Origin of the sequence: Uliginosibacterium sediminicola, from assembly GCF_039631295.1 — a bacterium.
Taxonomy (GTDB): Bacteria; Pseudomonadota; Gammaproteobacteria; order Burkholderiales; family Rhodocyclaceae; genus Viridibacterium; species Viridibacterium sediminicola.
Window position 1 is genome coordinate 51,795 of sequence record NZ_JBDIVE010000001.1, and the last position, 24,351, is coordinate 76,145.

Sequence of the window (24,351 nt, forward strand, 5' to 3'; positions counted from 1 at the left end):
CCGAGATCAGCGCAGCAAACCAGCACAGCGAGAAAGCGCGATGGAGCCCACCCGGACGATGCACGGTAACCTGGAGCAGGCGATGGAAGCGATGCTGCACGCCATCGCCCTGCAACACGCCGGCGCGCTGCCGGCCGCGCTGGAAACGCTCGACCAGGCGATTGCGCTGAGCCCGGAACTGCTGCCCGCCCGCGTGATGCGCAGCGAGGTACTCGCCGCGCTGGGCCGCTTCATCGAGGCGGTCGACACGCTGGACGACTGCCAGCGGCGCATGCCCGACCCCGATGCCCTCAAAGAACAACGCCAAGCCCTGCTCGCCCAGGCCTTGGCAGACGACTTGGTTCCCGGCCATGACCCGCAAGCCCTGCTCGAACGCGCCTATCTGCAACTGCTCGCTGGCCTGCCGCAAGACGCCCTGGGCAACTTGCAAAGCCTGCTCGCCGTGCAGCCCGACCACGCCAGCGCGCTCAACAATGCCGGCAATGCGCTGTTCGCGCTGTGGCGCACCGACGAGGCCATCGCCCATTACGAGCGCGCCCTCGCGCTGCGCCCTGAGGATGCGGAAATACGCTTCAACCTCGGCAATGCCTTGCAACGCGCCGGCCGTCTGAGCGAGGCCGAGGCCTGTTATCAGCAGGTGCTCAGCGAGCGCGCCGAATTCGCCGAGGCGCAGATGGAGCTGGCGCATTGCGCGCTGAGGCAGGGCCACTGGCGCTCCGGATGGCAAGCCATGGAGGCGCGCTGGCGTACGCGCCGCCTGCAGCACCGCCTGCCGCCCGGTGATGCGCCGGCCTGGCGTGGCGAGCCGCTGGCCGGCAAGACCATCTTGCTGTGGGCGGAACAGGGCTTTGGCGACAATCTGCAGTTCGTGCGCTTTGCCCGGCCGCTGCTCGACGCGGGCGCCGATGTCATCGTGCTGGCGCCGCCTGCCCTGCAGCGTCTGCTGGGCACGCTGGACGCGCGCATCCGGGTGATCAGCGCTGAAGCGCCGCTGCCCGCCCACGATGTGCACTGCCCGATGATGAGCCTGCCGTACCTGCTTGGCATCGCCGACGAAAGCGCTTTTGGCCGCGCGCCCTATCTGCACGCCGATGCGGCCGATGTCGCACGCTGGCAGACGCAGCTGGGTGAGCGACAGCGGCCACGCATCGGCCTGATCTGGGCCGGGCGACAGAACCAGATCAACCCCGGCCGCGATATCCCCTTGCACGCGCTACGCGGCTTGCTGACGCCCGCCCGGCAGATCGACTGGATCAGCCTGCAAGCCGAGCTGCCGCCGGATGATCTGGCCGTGCTCAGCGAACTCCCCACCCTGCAGCTGTGCGCCGAGGGCTTTCGCGACTTTGCCGATACCGCCGCGCTGATGCAGTGCCTGGATCTGGTGATCAGCGTCGATAGCGCAGCCGCCCATCTGGCCGGCGCACTCGGGCGGCCATGCTGGGTACTGCTGCGCAAATCGGGCGAATGGCGCTGGCAACAGGCGCGCAGCGATTCCCCCTGGTACGGCGCGATGCGCCTGTTCCGCCAGCCGCACGAAGGCGACTGGCCGGCCCTGCTGGCTCAGCTGGAAGACGCGCTGGAGGCGGAATTCGGACTGGCGTGAAAGCCCGCTTCGCTGCTCGGGATTGGCGTGTAATCGGGGCCGAAGGAGACATCGCCCAGGCGCCAGCCGGCCGGACGGCGGAAGGCGCCCCAGAAACGCCGCAGCGCCGCCAGCTGCATGCCGATCAGGCCGCGCTGATTGTCGGCATCGACTACCGGATCGCACACGCCGGTCGGGCGGATCGGTTCCGAGTAGAGCGCGGTCGAGAACAGGTTGTCCCACACCGCGAGCACCTGACCGAAGTTGCAGTTATGCAGATCGGGTCGCTGCGGATCAGCCTCCATGTGATGCAGGCGGTGGAACTTGGGCGACACGAAAATACGCTCGAAGAGCCGGCCAAAGCCGATGCGCACATTGGCGTGCGAGAAGTTCTGCACCAGTTCGCCGAGCAGCAGGATGCCGGCGAATTCGTCCGGCTCGATGCCGACGACCACCGCTACGCCGGCGAGGATCACCGACTGCAGGGCGCCATCCAGATAGCTGCCGCGATCATTGCACCAGCAGCTCATCTGGCGCTGGCTGTGATGCATGCTGTGCAGCGCCCACCACCAGGGAATCGCGTGCTGGGCGCGGTGCATCCAGTAGTAGAGCAAGTCGTAGAGCAGGTAATAGACGAGGAACAAGGCCAGCGGGTGCGCTGCCAGGCCCGGCAGGGCATGCTTGAGATTGAACACCGAGGGCTCGGCCGCCGCCTCGGCCGCATTGCCGGCGCCGAGGAAGAAGTCGGCCAGCGGCGTCAGCACCAGATAGCTGAACAGCGGGAACAGGCCCAGCAACATGATCAGGGTGTAGTACAGATCGACACGCGCCAGCCGGCGGTGCTCCCAGCGCTCGGCCGGGAACCAGTGCTCCAGCGGACGGAAAATGCCGCCGATGACGAAAAGCTGCAGCACGGTGAGCATCAGCGCGCCAGCAATATCGTGCGGATTGAGGCTCGCCGAGGAGAGCTGCAGGTCCGCCAGAACCGGCGCAACCAGAGAGTTTGCCAGCGCATCGACCATGCGCAGCCAGAGATCAGACAGGTAATTCATAAACGAGCCATCAGGACGAGGGACAAAGGCGCTCAAAGCGCCGTCACTCTACGCCGAGAGTCCGCCGGACGCCATGCACAGGCATAATCGAAGCCCCTCCCAGGAGCCAGTCTGCCGTGCTGTCGCGTTTCGAAAACTATATTGACCCCTATCCCGATGCCACGCCCGCCACGCCGCCGCGCGGCCTGTGGCCCTTCATCCTTGCTGGAACTCAGGGTTTGCGCCGCTACATTGCGGCGATGGCGCTGCTCACCGCGCTGATCGGCGTGTTCGAAGCCCTGCTGTTTGCCATGCTGGGCAGCGTGGTCGACTGGCTCGGCGCCTTCAAGCCCGAAACCCTGTGGCAAGAGCATGGCCTGAGCTTGCTGCTGCTGGCCGCCGTCCTGCTGGCCAGCCCGCTGATCATCGCCCTGCAGGCGCTGCTCAAGCAGCAGACGCTGGCCGCCAACTTCCCGATGCTGCTGCGCTGGAACTTCCACCGCCTGATGCTCGGCCAGAGCATGAGCTTCTACCAGGACGAATTCGCCGGCCGCGTCGCCACCAAGGTGATGCAGACGGCGCTGGCGGTGCGCGACACGGTGATGATCGTCACCGACATCCTGGTCTTCGTGATCATCTACTTCATCAGCATGGTGGCCGTGGCGGCGCACTTCGAAGCCTGGCTGCTCGCGCCCTTCCTGGTCTGGGTCGTGCTCTACGGCGCGGCGCTGTACTGGTTCGTGCCCAAGCTCGGCAAGGTCTCGCAGGCACAGGCCGATGCACGCTCGTTGATGACAGGCCGCATCACCGATGCCTACACCAATATCTCCACCGTCAAGCTGTTCTCGCACGGCCGCCGCGAAGCAAGCTATGTGCGCAGCGCGATGCAGGAATTCATGGGTACCGCACATGCGCAGATGCGCCTGGTGACCGGCATCGAGATCGTGAACTTCAGCCTCAACATGCTGCTGATCCTGGGGACCGCCGGCACCGGTCTGTGGCTATGGTCGAGCAATGCCATGGGCATTGGTGGTCTGGCTGCAGCAACCTCGATGGCGCTGCGCCTGAACGGCATCTCGCACTGGGTGATGTGGGAGACGGCGCGCCTGTTCGAAAACCTTGGCACCGTACAGGACGGCATGAACACCTTGTCGCGGCCGACGGCGATTGTCGACGCCCCCGATGCCAAGCCGCTGCAAGTGAGCCAGGGCGCGGTGCGCTTCGAGAATGTGCGCTTTGCCTACGGCGGCAAGGACGCCGTGATCGACCAGTTCTCGCTGGACATCCGCCCGGGCGAGAAGATCGGCCTGGTCGGCCGCTCCGGCGCCGGCAAATCCACCCTCGTCAATCTGCTGCTGCGCTTCTACAACGTCGAGGCCGGACGCGTGCTGATCGACGGGCAGGACATCGCCCACGTGACGCAGGAGAGCCTGCGCGCGCAGATCGGCATGGTCACGCAAGACACCTCGCTGCTGCACCGCTCGGTGCGCGACAACATTCTCTACGGCCGTCCCGATGCAGGCGACGCCGAGATGATTGCCGCCGCCCAGCGTGCCGAAGCGCATGCCTTCATCGCCACGCTGAGCGATCCGAGCGGGCGCAGCGGCTACGATGCACATGTCGGCGAGCGCGGCGTCAAGCTCTCCGGCGGCCAGCGCCAGCGCATCGCGATCGCCCGCGTGATGCTCAAGGACGCGCCCATCCTGCTGCTCGATGAGGCAACCAGCGCACTCGACTCCGAAGTCGAAGCAGCGATCCAGCAAAGCCTCTACACGCTGATGGAAGGCAAGACGGTAATCGCCATCGCCCACCGCCTGTCCACCATCGCCGCGATGGACCGCCTGGTCGTGCTCGACCAGGGCCGCATCGTCGAACAGGGCGACCACCACAGCCTGCTCGCGCAAGGCGGTTTGTATGCGCGGCTATGGGCGCACCAGAGCGGTGGTTTTCTTGGCGAGGATGCCGACAGCTGAGCGCTTGGGTCCAAGGGCGTGTTCACAGTAGGCGAGGGGATTACGTTGAGGACTATGGCTTGCGGGACAAGGCGTGCGACGCGGTGCGGGGTCTCAGTTGGCAAAAGCGCCCGCACAAGGAGCGCAACGCAGTAGCGCAGGCCATAGTCCTCAACGTAATCCCCTCGCCTACTGTGAACACGCCCTAGGGCGATCGGCGATCCACATCGAGCAGCGGATCATCATGCGGACCCCGCCGTACATGCAGCACTCCCGGCTCGTCGGCCGGCAAGTCGTGCAGCACGCCTTCATCGAGCAGACTGTGCTGCAAGCGCTGCTTGCGCGTCGCGGCGACCGCCTGGCACATGACGCTGACGAATTCTTCCTCGTCCCAGGGCTTGAGCATGAAACGCATGATGCCGACATCGTTGATCGCCGACATCAGCACGTCGAAGTCGGTGATGCCGGAGAGGATGACCCGGGTAGTTTCGGGCTGCAGCTGACGGCATGCTCCGAGCAGCTGCAGGCCGTCCATGCCGGGCATGCGGTAGTCACTGACCACGACATCAAAGCTCGCTTCGCTGATGCGCTGCAGCGCCAGCCCAGGCTGCGCGCAGGTTTCGATATACGCAGCGGTGCCGAAGGCGCGCCGCAACAGGCGGCCCAGCGCCGCCAGCACATTGACCTCGTCATCGACGAGCAGAATCCGTACGACTTGCATCGCGGTCTCCTCAACTATCGGTCTTGATGAACACCTGCACATCGCTATGCTCGCGTTCGGCATACTCCTGAATCTGTTTGAGCAAGGTGTCGTCGATCAGATAATCGGCCGCCAGCAACAAAACGCCTTCGCGACTGAGCAGGTCGCGGGCGAGCACCATACCGACGCGCAGATCGGCCACGCGCAGCACCCGTTCGGGCGGCGCCGGCTCGCGGCCCTTGCCCGCCAGGTCGAGGAAGGCATCGACCACCGCCGGGTCGTAGCGCGTGCCGCGCCCTTGCAGGATGTATTCACGCGCTTCGGCGGGCGTGAGTTTGCGCGGGAACAGCACGCCGATCTGCGCCGCATCGAAATCATTGGCCAGCGCGAGGATGCGCGCGCCCGGCGGAATCGCCAGCCCGGCCAGTCCGTCCGGAAAGCCTTGGCCGTCAAAACGCTCGTGATGGGCGCGGATCATCGCCGCCACCTTGCGCAAATGCGGCAAGGGCGTCAGCGCCAGTGCGCCGGCCGCGCAGTGCTTGCGCATCACGCCCAGCTCTTCGCCACTCATCTTCGACACCGGGCGCGACATCACTTCGTCTGAAAATCCGATCTTGCCTATGTCATGCAAAAGGCCCGCCACCATGATCTCCTGCGCTTCATGCCCGCTGATGCCCATGCGCTCGGCGATGCGGCGGCCCACATCGGCAACACGGCGGGCATGTCCGGCAAGCGCACCGGCGCGCATTTCGATCAGGTTGGAGAACACCTGGATGGTGGTGAACAAGCTCTTCTTGAGCTTCTCCTGAGCCAGCGTAAGTTCCTGATTGGCGCTTTGCAGCTCGCCCGTGCGCTCACGTACCTTTTCTTCAAGACTGTTATTGAGCGTCTGCAGCGCCTGATTCTGCTCGGCCGTGAGCCGCTGCAGACGAATCCGCTCCAGCTCCAGCCCGCGCAGATGCAAACCCTGGGCAATGACTTGCAGCAGCTCGGCCTCATCCCATGGCTTGGCCACGTAACGATAGATGCCACCCAGATTGACCGCCGCCACGGTCGACTGGATGTCGGCATAGCCGGTGAGCAGGATGCGTATGCTCTGCGGCCAGCGCTCGCGTACCTGGGCCAGCAATTCGGCGCCGCTCATGCCGGGCATGCGCATGTCGGAGATGATCAGGTCGGCCGCTTCCTCGCCGAGCAGGCGCAAGGCTTCATCGCCGCCATTGGCGATGCGCACCCGGTAGCCCAGCGGGCGCAGCATGCGACGCAAGGCCTGCAGGATATTGGCCTCGTCATCGACCAGCAACACCTCCGGGGCCGACTCGAAGCCCAGCGGCCAGAGCGTGGTTTCGGACGCTTGCAACACGGTCTCGGTCATGCCGGCTCCTTAGGCGTGACGGCCTCAATGCGCTGCGATGCAAGCATGCTCATGCGCCTCATATTTCCCATGCCGTCGGATTCGTAGCCCCAGACTCGGGCGCGGCCGGTGCCGGAGCCTCCTCAGGCTGCACGATGGGCAGCACCACCCGGAAACGCGTGCCCTCACCCAGGCGGGAATCGACCTCGATACGGCCATGATGCTTCTGCACGATGCCGTAAGAAAGTGCCAGCCCGAGGCCGGTGCCGCGCCCGATGGGCTTGGTGGTGAAGAAGGGGTCGAAGATCTTGTTCATCGTCTCTTCGCTCATGCCGCAGCCGTTATCGATGATCTCGACCCAGGCTTCCAGCTCGTCATGGCCGGTGCGCACGATGATGCGCCCGTCGCTGCGCGCGTCCAGCGCATGGGCAGCATTGACCAGCAGATTCATGAACACCTGATTGAGCTGCGAAGGCAGGCACTGCACCGGCGGCAAGGGTGCGTATTCGCGAATGACTTCGGCATGGTATTTGATCTCGTTGTTGACGATGTTGAGCGTGGACTCCAGACCGCGCTGCAGATCGGCCAGCTGCCAGTCCTTGTCCGAATCGACGTGGGAGAAATCCTTGAGGTCGTGCACGATCTTGCGAACCCGCTCAATGCCCTCGCGCGACTCGCGCATCAAGGCCTGCGTGTCCTCCTGCAGGAACTCCAGATCGAGCTGCTTGCGCAGCGCCTCGATACGCTGGCGCAGGGCCGGATCACTGACGGTGGCCTCGGCCTGGTGGTAGGCATTGATCAGCTTGAACAGATCGGCCACATAGTTTTCCAGCGTGCCGAAATTGGAGAACACATAGCCGATCGGATTATTGATCTCGTGCGCCACGCCCGCCGCCAGCTGCCCGATGGAAGCGAGCTTCTCGTTCTGCACCAGCTGGTTCTGTGCCGCCTGGATCTTCGAGTTGGCATCGGCCAGCTTGATGTTGAGCTCTTCCATCTCGGCATAGCGTGCGCGCAAAGCCTGCTCGGCCAGCTCGCGCTTGGCGACGTCCTCTTCGAGCGCCGTCTTCGCGGCACTGAGCTGGGTGGTGCGGCGCTTGACCAGCTCTTCGAGCTCGCCTTGCGTATTGAGCAAGGCCTGCTCGGCATTTTTCAGCTCGCTGATGTCGACCAGGGTCTGCACCGCACCGATGGTCGCGCCGCCGGCATTGCGGATCGGTGCGGCGGTCGACAGCAGCCAGCGCCCGCCCTCGCCCATGCCGGGAAAATGCCCGGTGGATTCCAGCGCGTTGGGGATCAGGGTCGAGCGGCGCAGACGCGAGGTGTCGGCGTAAAGCGTCTCCGCCTCGTCGAAGGGCACGTTATCGACCACCAGATCAGCGAGTACCACATGCGGCCGCTCATAGAACGGCGCCCACTGCCGCCGTGTGCCCACCATGTCCAGCGCGCGAAAGCCGATGATGCGCTCGCACGCGTGGTTCCAGTGCATGATCACGTGATCGGTATTAATCAGGAAAGTCGGCACCGGATTGCCATCGAGCAGCTCGCGCAAGGTGCGGCGCAACTCCTGCACCTCGTTGTCGATACTGGCACTGTTGCGCGGCACGTGCATCTCCACCGCAATCGCCCGCGTGTGCGGCGAACCGCCCTGCAAAGCGCTGGCGGCCAGGCGGCAGCTGCGCTGATCGCCAACCGCCTTGCGTACCTCGATGCAGCCGGCGGCAATCGGATCGCTATAGGCATCGGCCAGCCACTCGCGCAATTTCTCGCGCGGCTCGCTGGCAAAGAGCTGCAGCACATCGCGCCCGACCAGCAGGCTGCTTTGTCGCTCCAGCATGTCGCCGGCAATGGCCGAGGCACGGATGATGGTGCTGCCATGCACGGCAAGCATGCCGATGCCAAGGGTCGACAGCAAGGCGTCTGACTGGCTGAAGATCAGCTGGGGCGCATTCACGTAGGCTCTCCTAAACCATACACACCGCCATCTCGGCGGCGCTATGCATGACACACAGGGCGCGTTGCAGATCGCGCTCGTCGTGGATCACGGCATGCCAGGCATGCTCATCGATCTCATTGATGAAAATGCGTTCCCCCCCCGCCGCGGCATGGCAGGCTGCGAGCAGGTCGGCGACATAGATCAGGCGTGCCAGCGGCATGTCGCAGTCGGCGTGGTAATCGTCGAGCGCCGCGCACAGCGGCTCGGGGAAATGCCATCGGCGTGCTAGCGCACTGCCGATCTGGCCATGCGTCGGCATGCCCAGCGCCAACTCGGCCTCACACCAGCTGGCGGCGTGATCCTTGCAATACTGCTCCAGGCGCGCTTCGATATCGGGATAGAAATAGGCTACCGCGAGCTTGCCGATGTCATGCAACAAGCCAGCCACAAAAGCATGCTCGGCCGACACACCGACACGGCCAGCCAGCTCGCGCCCCGCCACCGCTGTCATGAAGGCATGCGTCCAGAAGTGGCACAGCATGGCCTTGTCACCCTCCCTGCGCATCACCCCGCCGAGCGCGCTGGCCAGCGCAATCGAACGGATGCTGCGCAAACCGATGATGGTGGCCGCTTCGCGAATCGAGCCGACCTTGCCCGCCAGGCCGAAAAACGCCGAATTGGCCACTCGCAAAGTCTTGCTGGTGAGCGCCTGATCACGTTCGATCTTGTGGGTGAGCTGCTCCATATCGATCGATTCGTCGTCGATCGAAGCGACCAGATCCATCACCACGGCGGGCATCGCCGGCAGCGTACCCAGCTTGGCGATCACGTCTTCGATTTGCGGAATCTCCAGCGTCTCAGTCATGGCAGACTCCATTGAAACTGTTGATCACAGCGGTAATCAGGCAGTTACGGATATCGGCCGGAATCTGCGTCGACAAGGCCGCCTCCAGCGCCTGACGCAGCTGCTCGCTACCGGGTGGAGGCTCGGCGATCAAGGGGTCCGCAGGAATTTCGTCTGTCGTGTTCATGTGACCTCCGCCGCCGCCTGACCGATGAATACGAAGAGGCGGCCACGTGGATGATCGGCATGGCCGACGCTGCAGCAGGAGACCTGCAAGCGACCGGCGCCGAGAAGCACTTCATGCGGTAAGGCGTCAATATCTGCGCTGACCATGCTTTGCAGCGAGGGCGGCAAGACCAGATCGGCCGGCATGCCGACCAGGGCATTGGCAAACAGGCGCTGTGCCTGGTCATTGGCGAGGACGATCAGGCCTTCGTTGTCGATGCCGACCACGGCCAGCGGCAGCGAAGCCATCAATTCATGCGCAAAATTGAGTGAGGCCTCACCCATCACGACGCGCTGCTGGCGCTCTTCGAGCAGGCCACTCAAACGCTGGTTGGCTTCGCCGAGCTCCTGCTGCAAGCGACGGTTTTCGTCGCTCATGCGCTTGTTGTGCATCGCCTCGGCGATGTGCTTGCGCAGCAATTCGTCGTCCCAGGGCTTGGTCAGGAAGCGATACACCGAGCCTTCATTGATCGCCTTGGTAACGCTCTCCAGCTCGGTGTAGCCGGAGAGCACGATGCGAATGGTGTCGGGGCAGCGCTGGCAGGCCAGACGCAGGAATTCGGTGCCGGTCATGCCGGGCATGCGCTGATCGGAGACGATCACATCGATGGGCTCACGCGCCAGCACCTCCAGCCCCTCCTGGCCGCCGCCGGCGGTGAGGATGCGATAGCCATCCGGCCGCAGCAGGCGGCGTAGCGAGGAGAGGATGTTCGCCTCGTCGTCGACCAGCAGCAAGGTGCCTGCATGCTCGACCCGTGAAGAGATTGGTGCGTCTGATTCGGCCATGTGCGCTTCGATCCGGAATGCAGCTATCCATGTCATTCATAACGGATATGCCGAACGCCGACTTGAGCAGCATTCCGGCCTTTGCGGATTGCGCAATACCCTAATGCCGGCGTTTGACGCGGCCTTGCCAGCACAGCGATACCACCCCCGCTGAGGGTGAAACGGCCATTTTTACGTCATAACAAGAATGACAGGCCATGCACCGCAAACAGAGTGCACCTGCAGCAAAACCCAGCCGGGCGGGGGAATGTCCTCCGGTTTGAGTAGCGTCAACGCCTATTCACAGGCTTGCTATAGCCTGATCTTCAGCCACTTCTCGTCCTTCAACCCTGGTTTGTCTGTCGTAACCGCCTGATCAATGAGCGCTTCGCCCCTACCTGCCGATCTTGCCAATGCTCTCGTCGAGCAATTGCCGATAGGCATCGTACTGGCTTCACATTCCGGCACACGCTACGTCAGCCAGGGGCTGTACGCGCTGCTGGGCTACCCGGCCAAAGCGGGCGAGAACGCGCTCGCACCGGACGCCCTGGTGACGACCAAGAGCTGGCAACGCTGGCACAGCGCCATCGCACAATTGCTGACCGGCGAATCCAGCGCGGAAACACTGAGCCTCACCGGCATCACGCCCTGCGGTGACCTGATCGAGCTGCAAGCGCAGCTGAGCCTGCTCGATAGCGCTGGCGAAACGACCGTGCTGAGCCTGATCCGCAGCCTGCCGGAGAGCGATCTGGACACCCAGTCGCTCAGCCGTCTGGCCTTCCGCGACAGCCTCACCGGCCTGCCCAACCGCGCCCTGTTCCTCGACCGCCTGAGCCAGTCGCTGCGCTGCAACAAGCGCACGGGGGGCGGCTTTGCCCTGCTGTGCATCGATCTTGACGGCTTCAAAGCGATCAACGATACCCATGGCCACGAGACGGGCGACGAGGTGCTGCGGCAGTTTGCCGCGATCCTGCAGAACGCGATCCGCGAGAGCGACAGCGTCGCCCGCCTCGGTGGCGACGAGTTCATCCTGATCCTGCAGGACACCGACAGCGGCAAGGCCGCCCTGCACGTGGCCGCCAATATCCACCTGGCCCTGCTCGACGGCCTGCAGATCGGCCCACTGCAACTCGAACTGGGTGCCAGCATCGGCATTTCAGCCTACCCCGAACACGGCCACGACATGCACGCCCTGATTGCCGCGGCCGACAAAGCCATGTACGACGCCAAACGCCAGGGCAAAGGCACCTCGCGCTACAAGGCGATGGCCGAAGCGGAACTCTCCAAGCTGGCGCCGATGAATCTGAACTGGTCGGCCGACATGGAGCTGGGCGTAGACTGGATCGACCGCGATCATCGCGCCATGGTCAAGATCGTCAATCGCCTGATCCAGGCCCTGTTCTCGGTCGAGGAGTTTGCCTTCATCCAGTCGCTGATGGAGCAATTCATCAGCACCACTGCCGCCCACTTTGCGCGCGAAGATCGCGCCATGGACGTGCTCAGTGAGGAAGACCGCCTGCGCCACCAGCAGGAACACGCGCAGGCGCTGGCCGAACTGCAGCGCATCCGCGCCAAGCTGGAAGCCTCCAGCCTGTCGCAAACCATCCAGTTCCTCACCAACTGGGTGCGCGAGCACATCCGCCACTCTGACCGCACCTTGTCCGAAGCGCTGCTGCAGAGCGCGCCTTGAACCGCGCCTAGCACGCCCGCCGCGGCAGGCGCAGGCTCACCCGCAAACCACCACCCGCCGCCTCATCGAGCACAATGCTGCCGCCATGTGCCTGGGCAATCGCCCGCGCAATCGGCAGCCCCAGCCCCGTGCCGCCGGTGTGGCGCGCACGCGAGGCCTCCAGACGGAAATAGGGCTCGAACACCTTGTCACGCTGCGCCGCCGGAATGCCCGGCCCGCTGTCGTCGATCTGCAGGGTGACGGCATCCGCAGCGTCGATCACCTTCAGCTGCATCTTGCCACCGCCATACAGGCGCGCATTGTCGAGCAGGTTGGCGATGCAGCGGCGCAGCGCATGCGGCTGCGCCGCAATCGCCTGGGTGACGCGCCCACTGCGTTCAATCTGCGCGCCCAGCTCTTCCATGTCCTCCACCAGACTGTCGAGCAAGGCATCGAGATGAATCATCACCACGGCTTCGGTTTGCGAGCCGGCGCGCAGGAAATCCAGCGTGTGGCCGATCATGCTGTCCATGTCCTGCAGATCTTGCTCGATCTTTGCCTTGAGCCCGGCACTCATCTCCGACTCCAGGCGCAAGCGCATCCGCGTGATCGGCAGGCGCAGGTCGTGCGACACCGCTGCCAACGCCTGGGCGCGCGTCTCGATGATGCGCTTGAGATCGCGTTGCATGGCATTGAAGGCGCTGGCCGCCTGTTGCAGCTCCTGCGGCCCGCGCTCCGCCAGCGGCGCCTGATCGAGATTCCGCGCCAGGCCCGAAGCAGCCTCGGCCAGATTCGCCAGCGGCCGCGTCAAACGACGCACCGACCAGATGGTCAGCCCGGCCACCGACACCCCCAGCAGGCCCAACCAGGCAAGCACGCGATACGGCAAATCCGTCGAGGGCAGCGGCAGCACATGGTGGAAGCTGAGCACGCTGCCATCGCTCAGACGGATCTGGGCGACGAAATTGCGCGGCAGCAGGCGCCCACGGATCGCCCCCACCTCATCATCGTCATCATCACGCTGCCGTCGCTCGGCCGCACTGTGCGGATGCAGGGCGAACATCAGCGGATCGAGCCGTTCAATCGACAGCATCTGGATCTGCAGCGGGCGCTCCAGATGGCGAGCCGCCACCTGCGCAAACAGGCGCGCATCCATCGAATCGTCCTCGCGCCCGCTGACCCAGGGCAGGCTCAAGGACACCGTGGTCGGCAGCACACTCAGCGCCTTGACGAGGGCCGGCCGCTCGGCCGGCTCGGCACTATCGAGCACCGAAGCAATGCCAGCCATGCGCTGTGCCGAATACTCGGCCAGCAACTTGTAATTGAGCTGGCCACGGTCCGTCAGCAGCAGCCACAGCGCCAGCCCCTGCGCCACCACCAGGCCGGTGAACAGGGTCAGCGCAATCTGCCCGAACAAGGTTTTGGGCAAGAGCTTCATGTCTGGCGCTCGACCTTGGCGGCGAGCATATAGCCCTCGCTGCGCACCGTTTTGATCAGCGCCGGATCACGCGCATCATCGTTGAGGCGGCGGCGCAGCCGCGAGATCATCACATCGATGGTGCGATCAGTCGGCCCCGCCTCGCGGCCGGCCAGCGCATCCATCAACTGGTCGCGCGAGAACACGCAATTGGGCGTGTCGACCAGCAGATGCAGGACACGGAATTCGCCGGTCGACAGCGCGACAACGATGCCATCCGCATCAATCAGATGGCGTGCCGCCAAATCCAGGGTCCAACCGGCAAAATGCAGGGCGCGTGCCGGCAGCGCCTGCGCGCCGGGATTTTCCGCACGGCGCAGGATGCTGCGTACGCGCGCCAGCAGCTCGCGCGGATTGAAGGGCTTGGGCAGATAGTCATCGGCGCCCATTTCCAGGCCGATGATGCGGTCCATATCGTCGCCGCGCGCGGTCAGCATGAGGATCGGCAGGCGCGAGCGCGCACGCAGGTTGCGGCACAGCGTCAAACCATCTTCGCCGGGCAGCATCAGGTCGAGGATCAGCAGATCGGGCTGGAAGCGCTCCAGCAAGGCCTGCATCGCCACCCCATCCGCCGCCGTGGCGAGCTGATAGCCCTGGCGGCCCAGATAGTCTTCGAGTAATTGCGTCAGTTCAGGGTCGTCATCGACGACCAGGATTTTCTTGTCCATGTACAGCGGCTCCCGTCATGCCATCCAGCATAGCGGCAGGAAGCGCGGCCGATACGGTTTTTGCGCAAACTGGAACAGCTGCTTACAGCGCATTACATGCCATTCACAATACGCGCAGGCAAGGCCATATCGCATTCACATGCGCGCCGCTAAATGAGCCCCGAACCAATTCATAAACGGGGTACTCATCATGTCGCCATTGCTACGCGGTTTGCTCAAGATCCATCGCTGGATCGCCATCGTCTTCTCCATCCTGTTCCTGCTGGTCATCGTGTCCGGCATGGTGCTGGCGTTCAAACCGGTGGTCGATGCGCAAACCACCGAGCGCATCGCGGTGCCCACCCTGATCAAGGCGCTCAATGCCGCCGACCCGGCCGGCAAAGCGGGCGCCGTCGCCATTGCTGGCGATGCCAGCGTGTTCAGCCTGAGCGGGCGCGGTCGTGGCCCGAGCGGCAATTTCGACATGCAATCCGGCACCAAGCTCTCGGAAGCGGGCTTCGATCTGTTCAGCTTCACCCGCCGGCTGCATGAGAACCTGCTGATCGGCGCCGACTGGCTGGTCACCGCGACCACTATCGCCATGGTCTTCCTGATTGTCAGCGGCCTCTTCTTCGGCTGGCGCACGCTGCGCAACAATGCCACCGGCTGGCATCTGGGCCTGGGCTGGCTGAGCTTGCCGCTGCTCGCCCTCACGCCGGTCACCGGACTGCTGATGGCTTTTCATCTGGGCATGCCGCAACTGCCCGACTACACGCCGGCCAGCCGTCCGCTGCCGCTCGCCGAAGCGATCACCATCGCCAGCCAGCACGCCGATCTCAGCGGTTTGAGCCTGGCGCGCAACTTCCGCGCCGGCGCCGTGATGCTGACGACCAGGACGGACAGCGGTAACGCGCAATACATCGTCTCCGGCAGCGGCGAGTTCCGCAGCATGAGCGGGCCCGGCTGGGTACGCAGCCTGCATGAGGGCACCTGGGCCGGCGCCTGGTCGGGCATCCTGACCTTGATCTCGACCTTCCCCCTGCTGGGTTTGATGGGCACCGGTCTGTGGACCTGGTGGCGTCGCACACAGCAGCGGCGCGCACGCCGCCCGGCCGTAGCCGGCCAGGCTCACGCCTAGAGACTGCGATGAACGCCCCAGAACCCCTGCGCGTCATGCAAGCCGATACCCGACAAAACGCGCCACGCGCCCAATCCAGCGGCCTCAGCCTGCTGATGCGCTGGCACTGGATCAGCTCGGCGCTGAGCCTGGTCGGCATGCTGTTCTTCGCCCTCAGCGGGTTCACCCTCAGCCGCGCCGACTACTTTGAACGGGCGGACTTCGTGGTGATACGCCACAGCGGCATGCTGCCGGCCCCGCTGCTGGCCGAGCTCAAACAGCTGCCGCCCGGCGCGGATAACCCATCCGCTGCGCTGCCGCCCGACTTGCCGCGCTGGCTGCGCCAAGCCTGGTCGCTGTCGATCCACCCCAAGGCGCTCGATGTGCGAAGCGATGAGATCTTCATTGATCTGAAGTCGCCGGGTGTCGACGCCTGGCTGCGGATCGACCGCCAAAGCGGCGCCATCGAGTACGAGTCGGACGACCGCGGCTGGGTCGCCTACTTCAACGACCTGCACAAGGGCAAGAACGCCGGCAGCGTGTGGACCGCCTTCCTCAACCTGTTCTCGCTGGCCTGTGTCGTCTTCTGCCTGACCGGCCTGCTGATCCTCAAGGCCCATGCCCGCTCGCGCTGGATCACCTGGCCGATCACCGGCCTGGGCCTGCTGGTCCCGCTGCTGTTGATCCTGCTCTTCGTGCATTAAAACCAGCCTCGATACGAAAAGAATCAGAAAGGCCTCATCATGAAAAAATCACTCTGCTTGCCCTTGCTGTCGGCCCTCGCCCTCGTCTGCAGCGCCCACGCCGCTGCGGCCGAACTGCAGCTGGACATCCAGCTGCCCGCCCTGCAAGGCGCACGCGTCAAGCGCCCATATGTCGCGATCTGGCTGGAGAAGGCCGGCTCACACGAGTTTGTCGGCAGCTTCGAGGTCTGGTACGACACCAGCAAACGCAACAACGCCGGGACCAAATGGCTGCCCGATCTGCGCAGCTGGTGGCGCGCCAGCGGTGGCCAGGCGCAGCTGTCGCTGGATGCCATCAGCAGCGCAACGCGGCCAGCCGGCCTGCAACACATCGAGCTTTCGTCCTCCGAAGTGCTGCACAAACTGCCGGCCGGCGATTACGAGCTGGTGGTCGAAGCCTCGCGTGAGCACGGCGGCGACGAAGCACTGCGCCTGCCTTTGCGCTGGCCCCTGCGCGGCGCGCTGAAAGCCGACGCCAACGGCACCCAGGAACTCGGCCGCGTCAGCCTGAGCGGCAAGCCATGAACGGAGCTCCATCATGAGTCCCCTCGATCCCGACACCTGGCGCTGGCTCTGCGCTGCACTGATCATCGCCCTGCACAGCACCTTGAGCCTCTATATGTATCGCCGCAACCAGCTCGGCAACGGCCGCGCCAGCGCCCGGCTGAGTCCCGGCGAAGCTGGCGGCAGCGCGCCCCTGCAGCACGCAGCCAAGTTCTACGTGATTTACGCCAGCCAGAGCGGGCAGGCCGAAGCCATCGCCCGCGACACCGCGCAGCACTTGTCGGCACACGGCCAACCAGCGCGCCTGCTGCGCCTGGAGCAAGACTGGCTGAGCCTGCTGCAGCCGGACAGCCGCTTGCTGTTCGTCGTCAGCACCTGCGGCGAAGGCGATGCGCCCGATCACGCCAGCCGCTTTGTCCGCCACCAGCTGCGCCAGGCCGCGCCCGCCCTGCGCGGCATCGCCTACAGCATGCTGGCCCTCGGCGACCGCAACTATGCGCAGTTCTGCGGCTTTGGCCGCCAGCTCGACGCCTGGCTGCAGGCCAGCGGCGCGCAAGCCGGCTTTGCCCGCCTGGAGGCCGATCAGCTCGATGCCGCCACCCTGCAAACCTGGTACGCCCAGCTTGCACAGCCGAGCGACACCCCGCGTGCGGACAGCGCCCGCGCCCCCATCACCCGCACCAGCAGCATGGCCTACGGCCGCTGGCAGTTGCTGTCACGGCAATGCCTCAACGACGGCAGCGCGGGCCAGCCGATGTATCTGATCCGCCTCGCCGCCGAAGCCGGCAGCCCCTGCAGCTGGCAAGCCGGTGATCTGGTGGACATCCAGCTCGCCGGCGCAGACGCGCGTCCGCGCAGCTACTCGATCGCCAATCTGCCGCCCGGCGACGGCAGCCCCGCCGTGCTCGAACTGATCGTCCGCCGCCAGCTGCGCAGCGACGGCACGCCCGGCCTGGTCTCCGGCTGGCTCTGCGAGCAAGCCGCCACGGGCAGCATGCTGTCCCTGCGCATCCGCGCCAATCCGAACTTCCAGCTGCCGGCGGCGGCGCGCACGCCCCTGATCCTGATCGGCGCCGGCGCCGGCCTGGCCGGCCTGCGGGCGCACCTGCAGGCGCGAGCCCGCAGCCTCCAGCACAGCGGCGAGCGGGCACCCACCTACAGCGCCTGGCTGATCTTCGGCGAACGCAGTCGTGCCCATGATCGCCTGTGCCACAGCGAGATCGAAGACTGGCTCGGCAGCGGCGTGCTCAGCCGCATGGACTGGGCCTTCTCGCGTGACGACGCCAGCGCCCCTTATGTGCAGCACCAGCTACGCCGCCACGCAGCCTTGCTGCAAACCTGGCTGGACCAAGGCGCCTGCATCCTGATGTGCGGCAGCGCGCACAGCATGGCCCGCGCACTCGATAAAACCCTGCGCGAGCTCCTCGGCGAAGCCGCGGTCGACACCCTGACAGCCAGCGGCCGCCTGCGCCGCGATGTGTTCTGAAGCCCCGCCGGGCATCTGGCGCAGAGCCTCAATTGTCGTTTGCAGTTCAACTTGAACCCGCAGGAACAAATAAATCAAATAGTTAGGTCAGTGTTTGCAAGGTGAACCTTGCCAGGGTTTGCAGCTCAACTTGAACCTTTTCAGGTTGTTCGCAGTTCAACTTGAACCTTTTTGCGACGTGCTCTATAGGCGTCAGCAGAGCTTGCAAACGGCGCGCGCCAGCCCTAGAGACGCCAGACCTGGCGGCCTCGACTCTGGGCCTAGCAATGCGGATAGGATTGGAGGACGTACAAAGAAAAAATCCACCATTAAGGTGGATTTTTTTACAGAAGTTGAAGCTCAGGAGGCTCTTAACCGTCCATCAGGGCATTCTTGAGCGAGTCACGTACTGTGCCACGGACCATCTGCTTGAAGCCTTTGTCGCGTCGCTCTGAACCAAAACTGGGGCTAATCTTCGGGGCGATGATACGGCTGGCGGTTACGGTGCAGATTCCGGTCCAATTGACCGCTGACGCCGGTGGCCGCTGACTACTCTGCTGGTCGTCACCAAACAACCGTCCCGGTTAAGACGCAAGCAGAGGCTGGCAGCACTGAACGGCTGCTTCTCGGCCAGAACTGTCGTTCAGCCCAAACAATCTGGGCGGCAGTTGTGGAGCGCTAAGCAGACTTAGCAGCGGCTACAAAATCCGGGGCGATTCACTTCGTCATCAGTGCATCTCCGTAGACGCTCATGGCTAACGAGTATTGGGGATTGTCACCTAGCCGCTTTGCCACAACTTCGTTGGCTACCTTTGTGGCTTGTAGGACCGTCGCTCCCGCGTTCCATGCTTTCATGAACGGCTCGAGCCAAGTGTAGGTCACCTTCACATCGAGCGGCCATGGCGAAGCCACAACAGCTCGAACTCCTTTGTCCAGCAACTGTCGTGGCAAGCCAACAGTCCGGTTTCCCCAAGGGTGTTTGTCGATCCGGCCACCGCTGCAGACGAACAGGATGACGAGCTCCACGCCGGCGAGCGATGCAGCCAAGGCCGAGGGAGGCTCAACAAGGTTCTTCTCATCACGGATGCTGTGCAGGTAGCGCCCTTCTTGAGCTAACCCACCATGCGCGGCCACGACGACCAACCCCGCATCTGACATGTCGCCGGGCAGGCGACGGTTTGTGTCGACTGAGAAGCCAAATTCTTCGAATGTTCCGCTCAGCCGTGCCAGAGCGATGTCCAGCGTGCAAGCTGCGTCCGGACCAGAATCAGCAGAAATCCACGCCCGATACGCCCCCTTCCCCGTACGCGCCCTTGCCCTCGTCACCAACAGCCAGCTGAGCGCAGGAACGAACCCTACAGCGGACTGTGAACCATAGAAGCACGCGAATCCACCATCCTTCGGCTGGACGACCACGAGATTGGCTGTGAGTTGCTGCAGCAGAGGTTCGGCGACGATCAGCAGCTTCTCCGACTCTGGCAGGCGCACATTCAGCGCCTCCATTGTGTTGAAGAACTCATTGTTCCCGTGATAAGCGTCGATGAGCCCATAGGCCTTGGGATACTTCTCAAGCCAGACCAGCATGCGCCGGCAGAAGGACTTTTCATGCTTGGGTTGCTCGATGGCTGCCGCCCCCCCCTTGGACACTACGGTTACCGACAGTTCGCCGGCTGTGTTTAAGGCCATGAATGCAACATCCAACCCCTCATCGTTCAGGCTCAGAGCGTATTGCAACGCCCAGTCCTCGGTGAGTTCGGGTGGTGAGCCAAACAAGGTCATGGTCTGGTCTGCCAGAAGCTCAACGGCAAGAGTTTTGGCCTTGCCAGCATCGGCTACAACCCCTGACTCGTTTAACAGTCTTCGCGCAGCCATGCCAACAACCTGTAAATCGGTAGCTGCATCTCCTCCGAACATCGCACGCTCAATACCATTGAACATCGAGACCACTTGGTTCGTGGTCGGGACAAGCGAGGAGGTGGACTCAACGAGTTCAGATTCGCGGGCGCCCACACGCCCAATTAGCACCGTCAAGAGCCTGCGCGCCTCCATGGGTACTGCAATGGACCGCTCATCTGCGGCCCTGACTACTTGACCCAACAGAACTGCCAAGGGCAAAACATCGCTTTTGTCCTTGGCCCGCCCGCATGCTTTGACTATGTCATCAATGAGTGTCGAGACGCTCTGGGTATCCAACCGAGAAATCTCTACTACACGGAGACCCAGCTCTGCCGACACGATGTGCGGGTCCGTCTCTGGGTCATAGCCTAGGTCTGCAATGAGCCCCTTCAGCGCCGGCAAAATCTTACTTGCGAGCTCAGTCATTCCGAGGTCTCGAAGCACGCGAATGACGGCGTAGACCTCTTGCCAAAGGTCTGCCTTCTCGACTGGTGTATCAGTCGCAAACGCGCAGGCAAGACCGACAAGCGCGTCGATGGGGTTCCTGCATCGTTGGTACACGTCTGCGTATGCAAACCATGCCAAACGTCGCCGGACTTCCGTATCCTGCCCAATAGCAAGAATTTGCTCCGCCATGTTTCTCGCGTGCTGGAAACGTCCGGCGTGCGTATAGTGTCCGGCCAGCAACCTCAAAAGGCGCAGGTCTTCGTCCCGCTCTGTAGTCGCGTAGGGTCTAACAGCACTCGCTACGAGCACCAAGTGAGACATGGTGTGCAAATCCATGTCCTCCCTCTCGATTCCCCCGGCATACAACATCATTCGAGAAACCAGCCGGATGACTTTGTCGGCGTAGGTTCCGACTAGCTCCCGAGGTACGACGGTGACGCCGAACTCACCATAGCCTCGTTCAGCAGTCCACTCCATGCAACGCATCAGCGCTTCCTGCGTCGCTACAGCGTCTGCTTTCTCGTCGCCGCTCTCCGAGTCTCCCCGCAGCTCCTTGGGGCCTTTAGCAAGAGGTACGCCTTCGCTGGCAAGGTCCAACATGGTGACTGCAATCATGGGAAGCCCAAGCTCGCCGCAAGCTTCGACGGACAGCAGGCGTGAGAAGGATGCGCGGACGTCTTTGTCTTCCGGATGCTGTGCGAGGAACCTGACGACCGCCATCAAGGGGCTGCGATAATACTCTCGCTCTTCTTGGGGCACACCTCCCTCAAGCATCAGAGCACGCATGGCCGATAAGACAATTTGCGTAGCTTGACGTCCGTAAAGCTGCGACGAAGTGATGAGACTCCCCGCGTAAATGGCATCCAAGTTCTTATCGACCGTCTGCGCGTGCATGGCGCAGCAAATGACTGCAAGATCCAGCCATTCCTTGTCCCATTTCGTCGCCTTCTCGATGAGTTCGGCATAGCGGGGGACAGGGGTCGTCACGGCATCCAGAATTTCTAGATGCCGCGCAGAGAACCCGGCGGTCGTGAAGACATGCCTGCGATGCACCGAGACTTCTCGGCAGTTCAACAAGAGCCGCCGGTCGCGATTCTCGCGAAGTCGCTCGGAGTTCGGAAAGAGCGCAGCAAGCTGAGCATCGTAGCGTTTTATGAGCTCGTCGTCCTCGAGTTCTGTGGCGATTTCTAGTCCTTCTTCGAGCCACATTTCCTCGTTCAAGCCCACGAGGTCTCGAGGCAGTAGTTGTCGAGCGGCTATGTCATCACCGCACTTGTAGGCAATCCGAGCGACTTGAACAACGTTGCTCTTCGTGAATCCCTCTAGGTGTGGTCGAAGCTGTTGCAGTAGCGCCAACGTCTCGTCATGTTGGCCAGCTCGGTACATAAGCTGGAGCAACAGATGTAGTCGCGAGGATTCTGTGAGCTCCAAGGATTGGATCTCGCTGACAGCGTCATCTATCTTGCCTCCCAAGGCCCAAGAAACCCAGACCGTACTGCGGCGAACTACAAACTCTTCAGGATCATTATGCACCCGGAGAGAGACTGGGTAGCAATCCTCGACGGCCTCCAGAATGGCCTCCAGCTCAGGGTTCTGAGGCGGCGTTTCGTCAACATGGATGAATGAGTAGCTTTCCGTCCGACGAACCGCAGCAACGCAGCGCTCGCATAGTCCAGCGACATGGGGAACCCATTGGTCTTCCGCCGTCCGCACGCCAGACAGTCCCACTGGAGCCGCCAATGAAACCGATGTGTCGCGGTACTTGCTTCCATCAGCGATGGCGACCAGACGCCCATCGCTTTCGCGAACAACCAGTTCTGCAAGGTCCGCGGCCTCAAGAGTCACGCAATGAATTACCCGAACATATTTCTTCAGGAACGCCCGTTCATTGTCATCAGGAGAAGTGCCCCGCAGCGCTTCAAGGCCAGTCGTGAGCGCTTCGTGAACGGAGCTCTCATCAACCTTCGATGCTCCTACCGGCGGCAGGATGACCGTGGCGCCAGAGAACATGCGTTTCCCCTCCGGCTTCACACGAACACACATCAAAAAGATGACCGTCTTGCCAATGACCTCTCGGAAAGTGCCACCCTGAATGAGGTCGACACTTTTCAACGTGAAGCCGTGCTTGAACAGTTCCCCCGGCTCAAATCGTTGCGTCAGGACCGCGTCCTTCGACGTCTCTTGCATCATTCGCTCCCTCCTGAATATACATGTTTGGGTTAGCTTAACTCAGGCGCCTCAATTAAGAATTGGCGAGATGCTTCGTCTGTGGCAATCCGGGGACTTTGGCGGCTGTTATGCGAAGGCGTAGCCGTCTGGCGCCGGCAAGCCGGCGCTAACGCCCCCCTTTGATTCGGCCGCTCATCCCTCTATCTGCCGAGCCAACCAGTGACCAGGAAGCAACGGACAGCGTAAGTTCAGTCATGTTTGACATGACAGAATGATCCGCCGCGAAGCAGACATTCGTTCTTTTGTGTCGAGAAGCCACTATCGGTCGGAAGCAGCCTATCGTTTGCATCATGCTCACTGACCGTTTCGGCCGAGAAGTAGCCGTCCAAATGGCCAACGTTGGCGGTCCGGTCAGAGCGCGATTCGACGGCCAAGACCAGCGGCAGAGCTCAGCCGCCACCGGCACAACGGTCGACGAGTAACAGCGCCCGCATTACGGTTTGAATCATTTGGGCGACAGCCCAATTTGGCTTCTGGTAGTGCGCCATCATTGACAGCTCGGAGGTAACTTCAACGGCGGTTTTATCGGTCAGCAGAGGTGGCTTGGAGGTGATGGGGATAACCTGAATCAAGTCCTCACTCGGGCGTTCGAGAACCCGCAGGACGACTGCGAGTCGGCGCTTGGGCATGCTGTATTGTTGGACCGTATCGACGTACCTTTTGTTGCCCCGGACATCACCACTTACTTTCCCGACGGTCAACGCATGCCCGAACTCAACCTCAACGATTGCCCATGGGTGTAGAACCCGACGAACCTTCTGGTTCCGGGCTACAACAATGTTTTTAAGATAGTCCTGTTTGTCAATCTGCGAGCGGCGTTGAAGCACAACAACGTAGGTCAGCGGTGTGACACCCTGCATGCTGCGGACATCGCTTACCTACCTACGGTATTCATGCCTGCCAGCGAATTTCTAGATGGGTGTGCTTGGGGTGGGCTTACTAGGCAGCAGCACCTCATCGATGACGTCATGTGTCTCCGAGCCAAGATGGGTCGTGGTGATAGCCCCCGTGGCGGCATTCACAATCTCTTCTTCGTAACTAACGACAATCATCGTTGGCTGGTAGCGGACGTACTCATAGGAGTAACTATTCTATAGTCAGCGGCTATTCGAAGCATGGTGATTTGACTGACCCACACAGAGCTTCTTTGGGTCATTAAGTCCCGATGGAGGCCAACCACGAGACGATGGGTGACAACCGGGAGGCGTGGACGCTTAGTTCGCCCAGCCCTCTCTGAGATTGATATGCTTATGGTTTTATGCAAGAGGCAGCTATGAAGAAACTCATCGTCCTGGCTTTCGTTGCCATGTCCAAGTTCGCAAATGCCGAATCTTTGGCGGGTATGGATTACGAATGCCGTGAAGCTAAGGTTAACCTTAAGCAAATGCTAGAAAACCATGTACCAGATTCTATCCAGGGAAAGGAACGAATCTCTTGGTTTGAAAAGAATCGGACAGTTTCAAGCCGAATCAAAGGTCGAGTTAACTTCAACGATGGTTTTGGTTCGGCCGATAACGGGAAATTGCGATTGAAAGCACAGGGAGCTTCATTCTCAGACGGCTTGGTACTGCTGCAAGTAGGTGTAGAGTATGTTTTCAAGCAGACCCCCAGTTCTCAATCAGTCTTTCGCTCGACTCCTTCATATGCACTGAAGGGTGAAGAAGTTGGCACGGTTGGTTTTGCAGATGCTGGCGAACACGACATCGATTTTCTCTGCAGCTTCACTCCCGTCCGGAAATAGCTCACTTGGAAGGGCCATCGCATGAAG

The 24,351-nt window shown here is 62.6% G+C and carries 19 protein-coding genes; 8 read left to right on the forward strand and 11 right to left on the reverse strand.

What is annotated here, in order from left to right:
- Positions 1-58 precede the first annotated feature (58 nt).
- Positions 59-1,603, forward strand: coding sequence for a tetratricopeptide repeat protein (locus tag ABDB84_RS00315; RefSeq protein ID WP_345917668.1), 1,545 nt, complete (start codon positions 59-61; stop codon positions 1,601-1,603).
- On the opposite strand, the gene ABDB84_RS00320 is transcribed toward ABDB84_RS00315, so the two are convergent.
- Positions 1,561-2,634, reverse strand: a complete 1,074-nt coding sequence (locus tag ABDB84_RS00320; protein ID WP_345917669.1) for a sterol desaturase family protein — start codon at positions 2,632-2,634, stop codon at positions 1,561-1,563. The two genes, ABDB84_RS00315 and ABDB84_RS00320, sit on opposite strands and share 43 nt — an antisense overlap.
- 116 nt (positions 2,635-2,750) lie before the next feature.
- Between ABDB84_RS00320 and ABDB84_RS00325 the strand changes: the two genes are divergently transcribed.
- Entirely contained in the window at positions 2,751-4,586 is a 1,836-nt protein-coding gene (locus ABDB84_RS00325) for an ABC transporter ATP-binding protein (RefSeq protein ID WP_345917670.1), read from the forward strand.
- Positions 4,587-4,770: 184 nt separating this feature from the next.
- Here ABDB84_RS00325 and ABDB84_RS00330 read toward each other — a convergent pair whose 3' ends face one another.
- From ABDB84_RS00330 to ABDB84_RS00355, 6 genes are read right to left on the reverse strand one after another with little or no spacing between them, the layout of a single operon-like run.
- Positions 4,771-5,286 carry a response regulator gene (locus ABDB84_RS00330; protein ID WP_345917671.1) on the reverse strand — a complete coding sequence of 172 codons (516 nt, stop codon included), beginning with the start codon at positions 5,284-5,286 and terminating at the stop codon, positions 4,771-4,773.
- Positions 5,287-5,296: 10 nt separating this feature from the next.
- Complete coding sequence (gene nosR, locus ABDB84_RS00335) at positions 5,297-6,640, reverse strand: response regulator c-di-GMP phosphodiesterase, NosR family (protein WP_345917672.1); 1,344 nt, start codon at positions 6,638-6,640, stop codon at positions 5,297-5,299.
- A gap of 58 nt (positions 6,641-6,698) precedes the next feature.
- Positions 6,699-8,573: an ATP-binding protein gene (locus ABDB84_RS00340; RefSeq protein ID WP_345917673.1), complete on the reverse strand. Its 1,875-nt coding sequence runs from the start codon at positions 8,571-8,573 to the stop codon at positions 6,699-6,701.
- Positions 8,574-8,583: 10 nt separating this feature from the next.
- Positions 8,584-9,420: an HDOD domain-containing protein gene (locus tag ABDB84_RS00345; protein ID WP_345917674.1), complete on the reverse strand. Its 837-nt coding sequence runs from the start codon at positions 9,418-9,420 to the stop codon at positions 8,584-8,586.
- Positions 9,413-9,586: a hypothetical protein gene (locus ABDB84_RS00350; protein ID WP_345917675.1), complete on the reverse strand. Its 174-nt coding sequence runs from the start codon at positions 9,584-9,586 to the stop codon at positions 9,413-9,415. Before ABDB84_RS00350 ends, ABDB84_RS00345 begins: the two co-directional genes overlap by 8 nt.
- Positions 9,583-10,410, reverse strand: a complete 828-nt coding sequence (locus tag ABDB84_RS00355; RefSeq protein WP_345917676.1) for an ATP-binding response regulator — start codon at positions 10,408-10,410, stop codon at positions 9,583-9,585. Before ABDB84_RS00355 ends, ABDB84_RS00350 begins: the two co-directional genes overlap by 4 nt.
- A 358-nt stretch (positions 10,411-10,768) precedes the next feature.
- Between ABDB84_RS00355 and ABDB84_RS00360 the strand changes: the two genes are divergently transcribed.
- Positions 10,769-12,079 carry a diguanylate cyclase domain-containing protein gene (locus ABDB84_RS00360; RefSeq protein ID WP_345917677.1) on the forward strand — a complete coding sequence of 437 codons (1,311 nt, stop codon included), beginning with the start codon at positions 10,769-10,771 and terminating at the stop codon, positions 12,077-12,079.
- A 7-nt stretch (positions 12,080-12,086) separates the two neighbouring features.
- Here ABDB84_RS00360 and ABDB84_RS00365 read toward each other — a convergent pair whose 3' ends face one another.
- Both ABDB84_RS00365 and ABDB84_RS00370 read right to left on the reverse strand, forming a co-directional pair.
- A complete protein-coding gene (locus ABDB84_RS00365; RefSeq protein ID WP_345917678.1) occupies positions 12,087-13,496 on the reverse strand; it encodes an ATP-binding protein in 1,410 nt (469 codons plus the stop codon).
- Positions 13,493-14,203 (reverse strand): response regulator, encoded by a 711-nt coding sequence (locus ABDB84_RS00370; protein ID WP_345917679.1) that lies wholly within the window; start codon positions 14,201-14,203, stop codon positions 13,493-13,495. Before ABDB84_RS00370 ends, ABDB84_RS00365 begins: the two co-directional genes overlap by 4 nt.
- 190 nt (positions 14,204-14,393) lie before the next feature.
- On the opposite strand from ABDB84_RS00370, the gene ABDB84_RS00375 reads away from it, so the two are divergent.
- Genes ABDB84_RS00375 through ABDB84_RS00390 form a run of 4 tightly spaced genes read left to right on the forward strand, consistent with a single transcriptional unit; the run spans position 14,394 to position 18,032 of the window.
- Positions 14,394-15,320 (forward strand): PepSY-associated TM helix domain-containing protein, encoded by a 927-nt coding sequence (locus ABDB84_RS00375; RefSeq protein ID WP_345917680.1) that lies wholly within the window; start codon positions 14,394-14,396, stop codon positions 15,318-15,320.
- A gap of 8 nt (positions 15,321-15,328) precedes the next feature.
- Entirely contained in the window at positions 15,329-16,003 is a 675-nt protein-coding gene (locus ABDB84_RS00380; RefSeq protein WP_345917681.1) for a PepSY-associated TM helix domain-containing protein, read from the forward strand.
- A 39-nt stretch (positions 16,004-16,042) separates the two neighbouring features.
- Entirely contained in the window at positions 16,043-16,567 is a 525-nt protein-coding gene (locus ABDB84_RS00385) for a DUF2271 domain-containing protein (RefSeq protein ID WP_345917682.1), read from the forward strand.
- Positions 16,568-16,580: 13 nt separating this feature from the next.
- Positions 16,581-18,032 carry a sulfite reductase subunit alpha gene (locus ABDB84_RS00390; protein WP_345917683.1) on the forward strand — a complete coding sequence of 484 codons (1,452 nt, stop codon included), beginning with the start codon at positions 16,581-16,583 and terminating at the stop codon, positions 18,030-18,032.
- A 696-nt stretch (positions 18,033-18,728) separates the two neighbouring features.
- On the opposite strand, the gene ABDB84_RS00395 is transcribed toward ABDB84_RS00390, so the two are convergent.
- Both ABDB84_RS00395 and ABDB84_RS00400 read right to left on the reverse strand, forming a co-directional pair.
- A complete protein-coding gene (locus ABDB84_RS00395; RefSeq protein ID WP_345917684.1) occupies positions 18,729-22,544 on the reverse strand; it encodes a CHAT domain-containing protein in 3,816 nt (1,271 codons plus the stop codon).
- 428 nt (positions 22,545-22,972) lie between these two features.
- Entirely contained in the window at positions 22,973-23,443 is a 471-nt protein-coding gene (locus ABDB84_RS00400) for a hypothetical protein (protein ID WP_345917685.1), read from the reverse strand.
- Between the two features lie 413 nt (positions 23,444-23,856).
- Between ABDB84_RS00400 and ABDB84_RS00405 the strand changes: the two genes are divergently transcribed.
- Complete coding sequence (locus tag ABDB84_RS00405) at positions 23,857-24,324, forward strand: hypothetical protein (RefSeq protein ID WP_345917686.1); 468 nt, start codon at positions 23,857-23,859, stop codon at positions 24,322-24,324.
- Positions 24,325-24,351: the final 27 nt, after the last annotated feature.

Coding starts and splice junctions, on each gene's coding strand:
- ABDB84_RS00315 (WP_345917668.1), top strand. CDS start 59: ATGCACGGTAACCTGGAGCAGGCGATGGAAGCGATGCTGCACGCCATC.
- ABDB84_RS00320 (WP_345917669.1), bottom strand. CDS start 2,634: ATGAATTACCTGTCTGATCTCTGGCTGCGCATGGTCGATGCGCTGGCA.
- ABDB84_RS00330 (WP_345917671.1), bottom strand. CDS start 5,286: ATGCAAGTCGTACGGATTCTGCTCGTCGATGACGAGGTCAATGTGCTG.
- nosR (WP_345917672.1), bottom strand. CDS start 6,640: ATGACCGAGACCGTGTTGCAAGCGTCCGAAACCACGCTCTGGCCGCTG.
- ABDB84_RS00345 (WP_345917674.1), bottom strand. CDS start 9,420: ATGACTGAGACGCTGGAGATTCCGCAAATCGAAGACGTGATCGCCAAG.
- ABDB84_RS00350 (WP_345917675.1), bottom strand. CDS start 9,586: ATGAACACGACAGACGAAATTCCTGCGGACCCCTTGATCGCCGAGCCT.
- ABDB84_RS00355 (WP_345917676.1), bottom strand. CDS start 10,410: ATGGCCGAATCAGACGCACCAATCTCTTCACGGGTCGAGCATGCAGGC.
- ABDB84_RS00360 (WP_345917677.1), top strand. CDS start 10,769: ATGAGCGCTTCGCCCCTACCTGCCGATCTTGCCAATGCTCTCGTCGAG.
- ABDB84_RS00365 (WP_345917678.1), bottom strand. CDS start 13,496: ATGAAGCTCTTGCCCAAAACCTTGTTCGGGCAGATTGCGCTGACCCTG.
- ABDB84_RS00370 (WP_345917679.1), bottom strand. CDS start 14,203: ATGGACAAGAAAATCCTGGTCGTCGATGACGACCCTGAACTGACGCAA.
- ABDB84_RS00375 (WP_345917680.1), top strand. CDS start 14,394: ATGTCGCCATTGCTACGCGGTTTGCTCAAGATCCATCGCTGGATCGCC.
- ABDB84_RS00380 (WP_345917681.1), top strand. CDS start 15,329: ATGAACGCCCCAGAACCCCTGCGCGTCATGCAAGCCGATACCCGACAA.
- ABDB84_RS00385 (WP_345917682.1), top strand. CDS start 16,043: ATGAAAAAATCACTCTGCTTGCCCTTGCTGTCGGCCCTCGCCCTCGTC.
- ABDB84_RS00390 (WP_345917683.1), top strand. CDS start 16,581: ATGAGTCCCCTCGATCCCGACACCTGGCGCTGGCTCTGCGCTGCACTG.
- ABDB84_RS00395 (WP_345917684.1), bottom strand. CDS start 22,544: ATGATGCAAGAGACGTCGAAGGACGCGGTCCTGACGCAACGATTTGAG.
- ABDB84_RS00400 (WP_345917685.1), bottom strand. CDS start 23,443: ATGCAGGGTGTCACACCGCTGACCTACGTTGTTGTGCTTCAACGCCGC.
- ABDB84_RS00405 (WP_345917686.1), top strand. CDS start 23,857: ATGAAGAAACTCATCGTCCTGGCTTTCGTTGCCATGTCCAAGTTCGCA.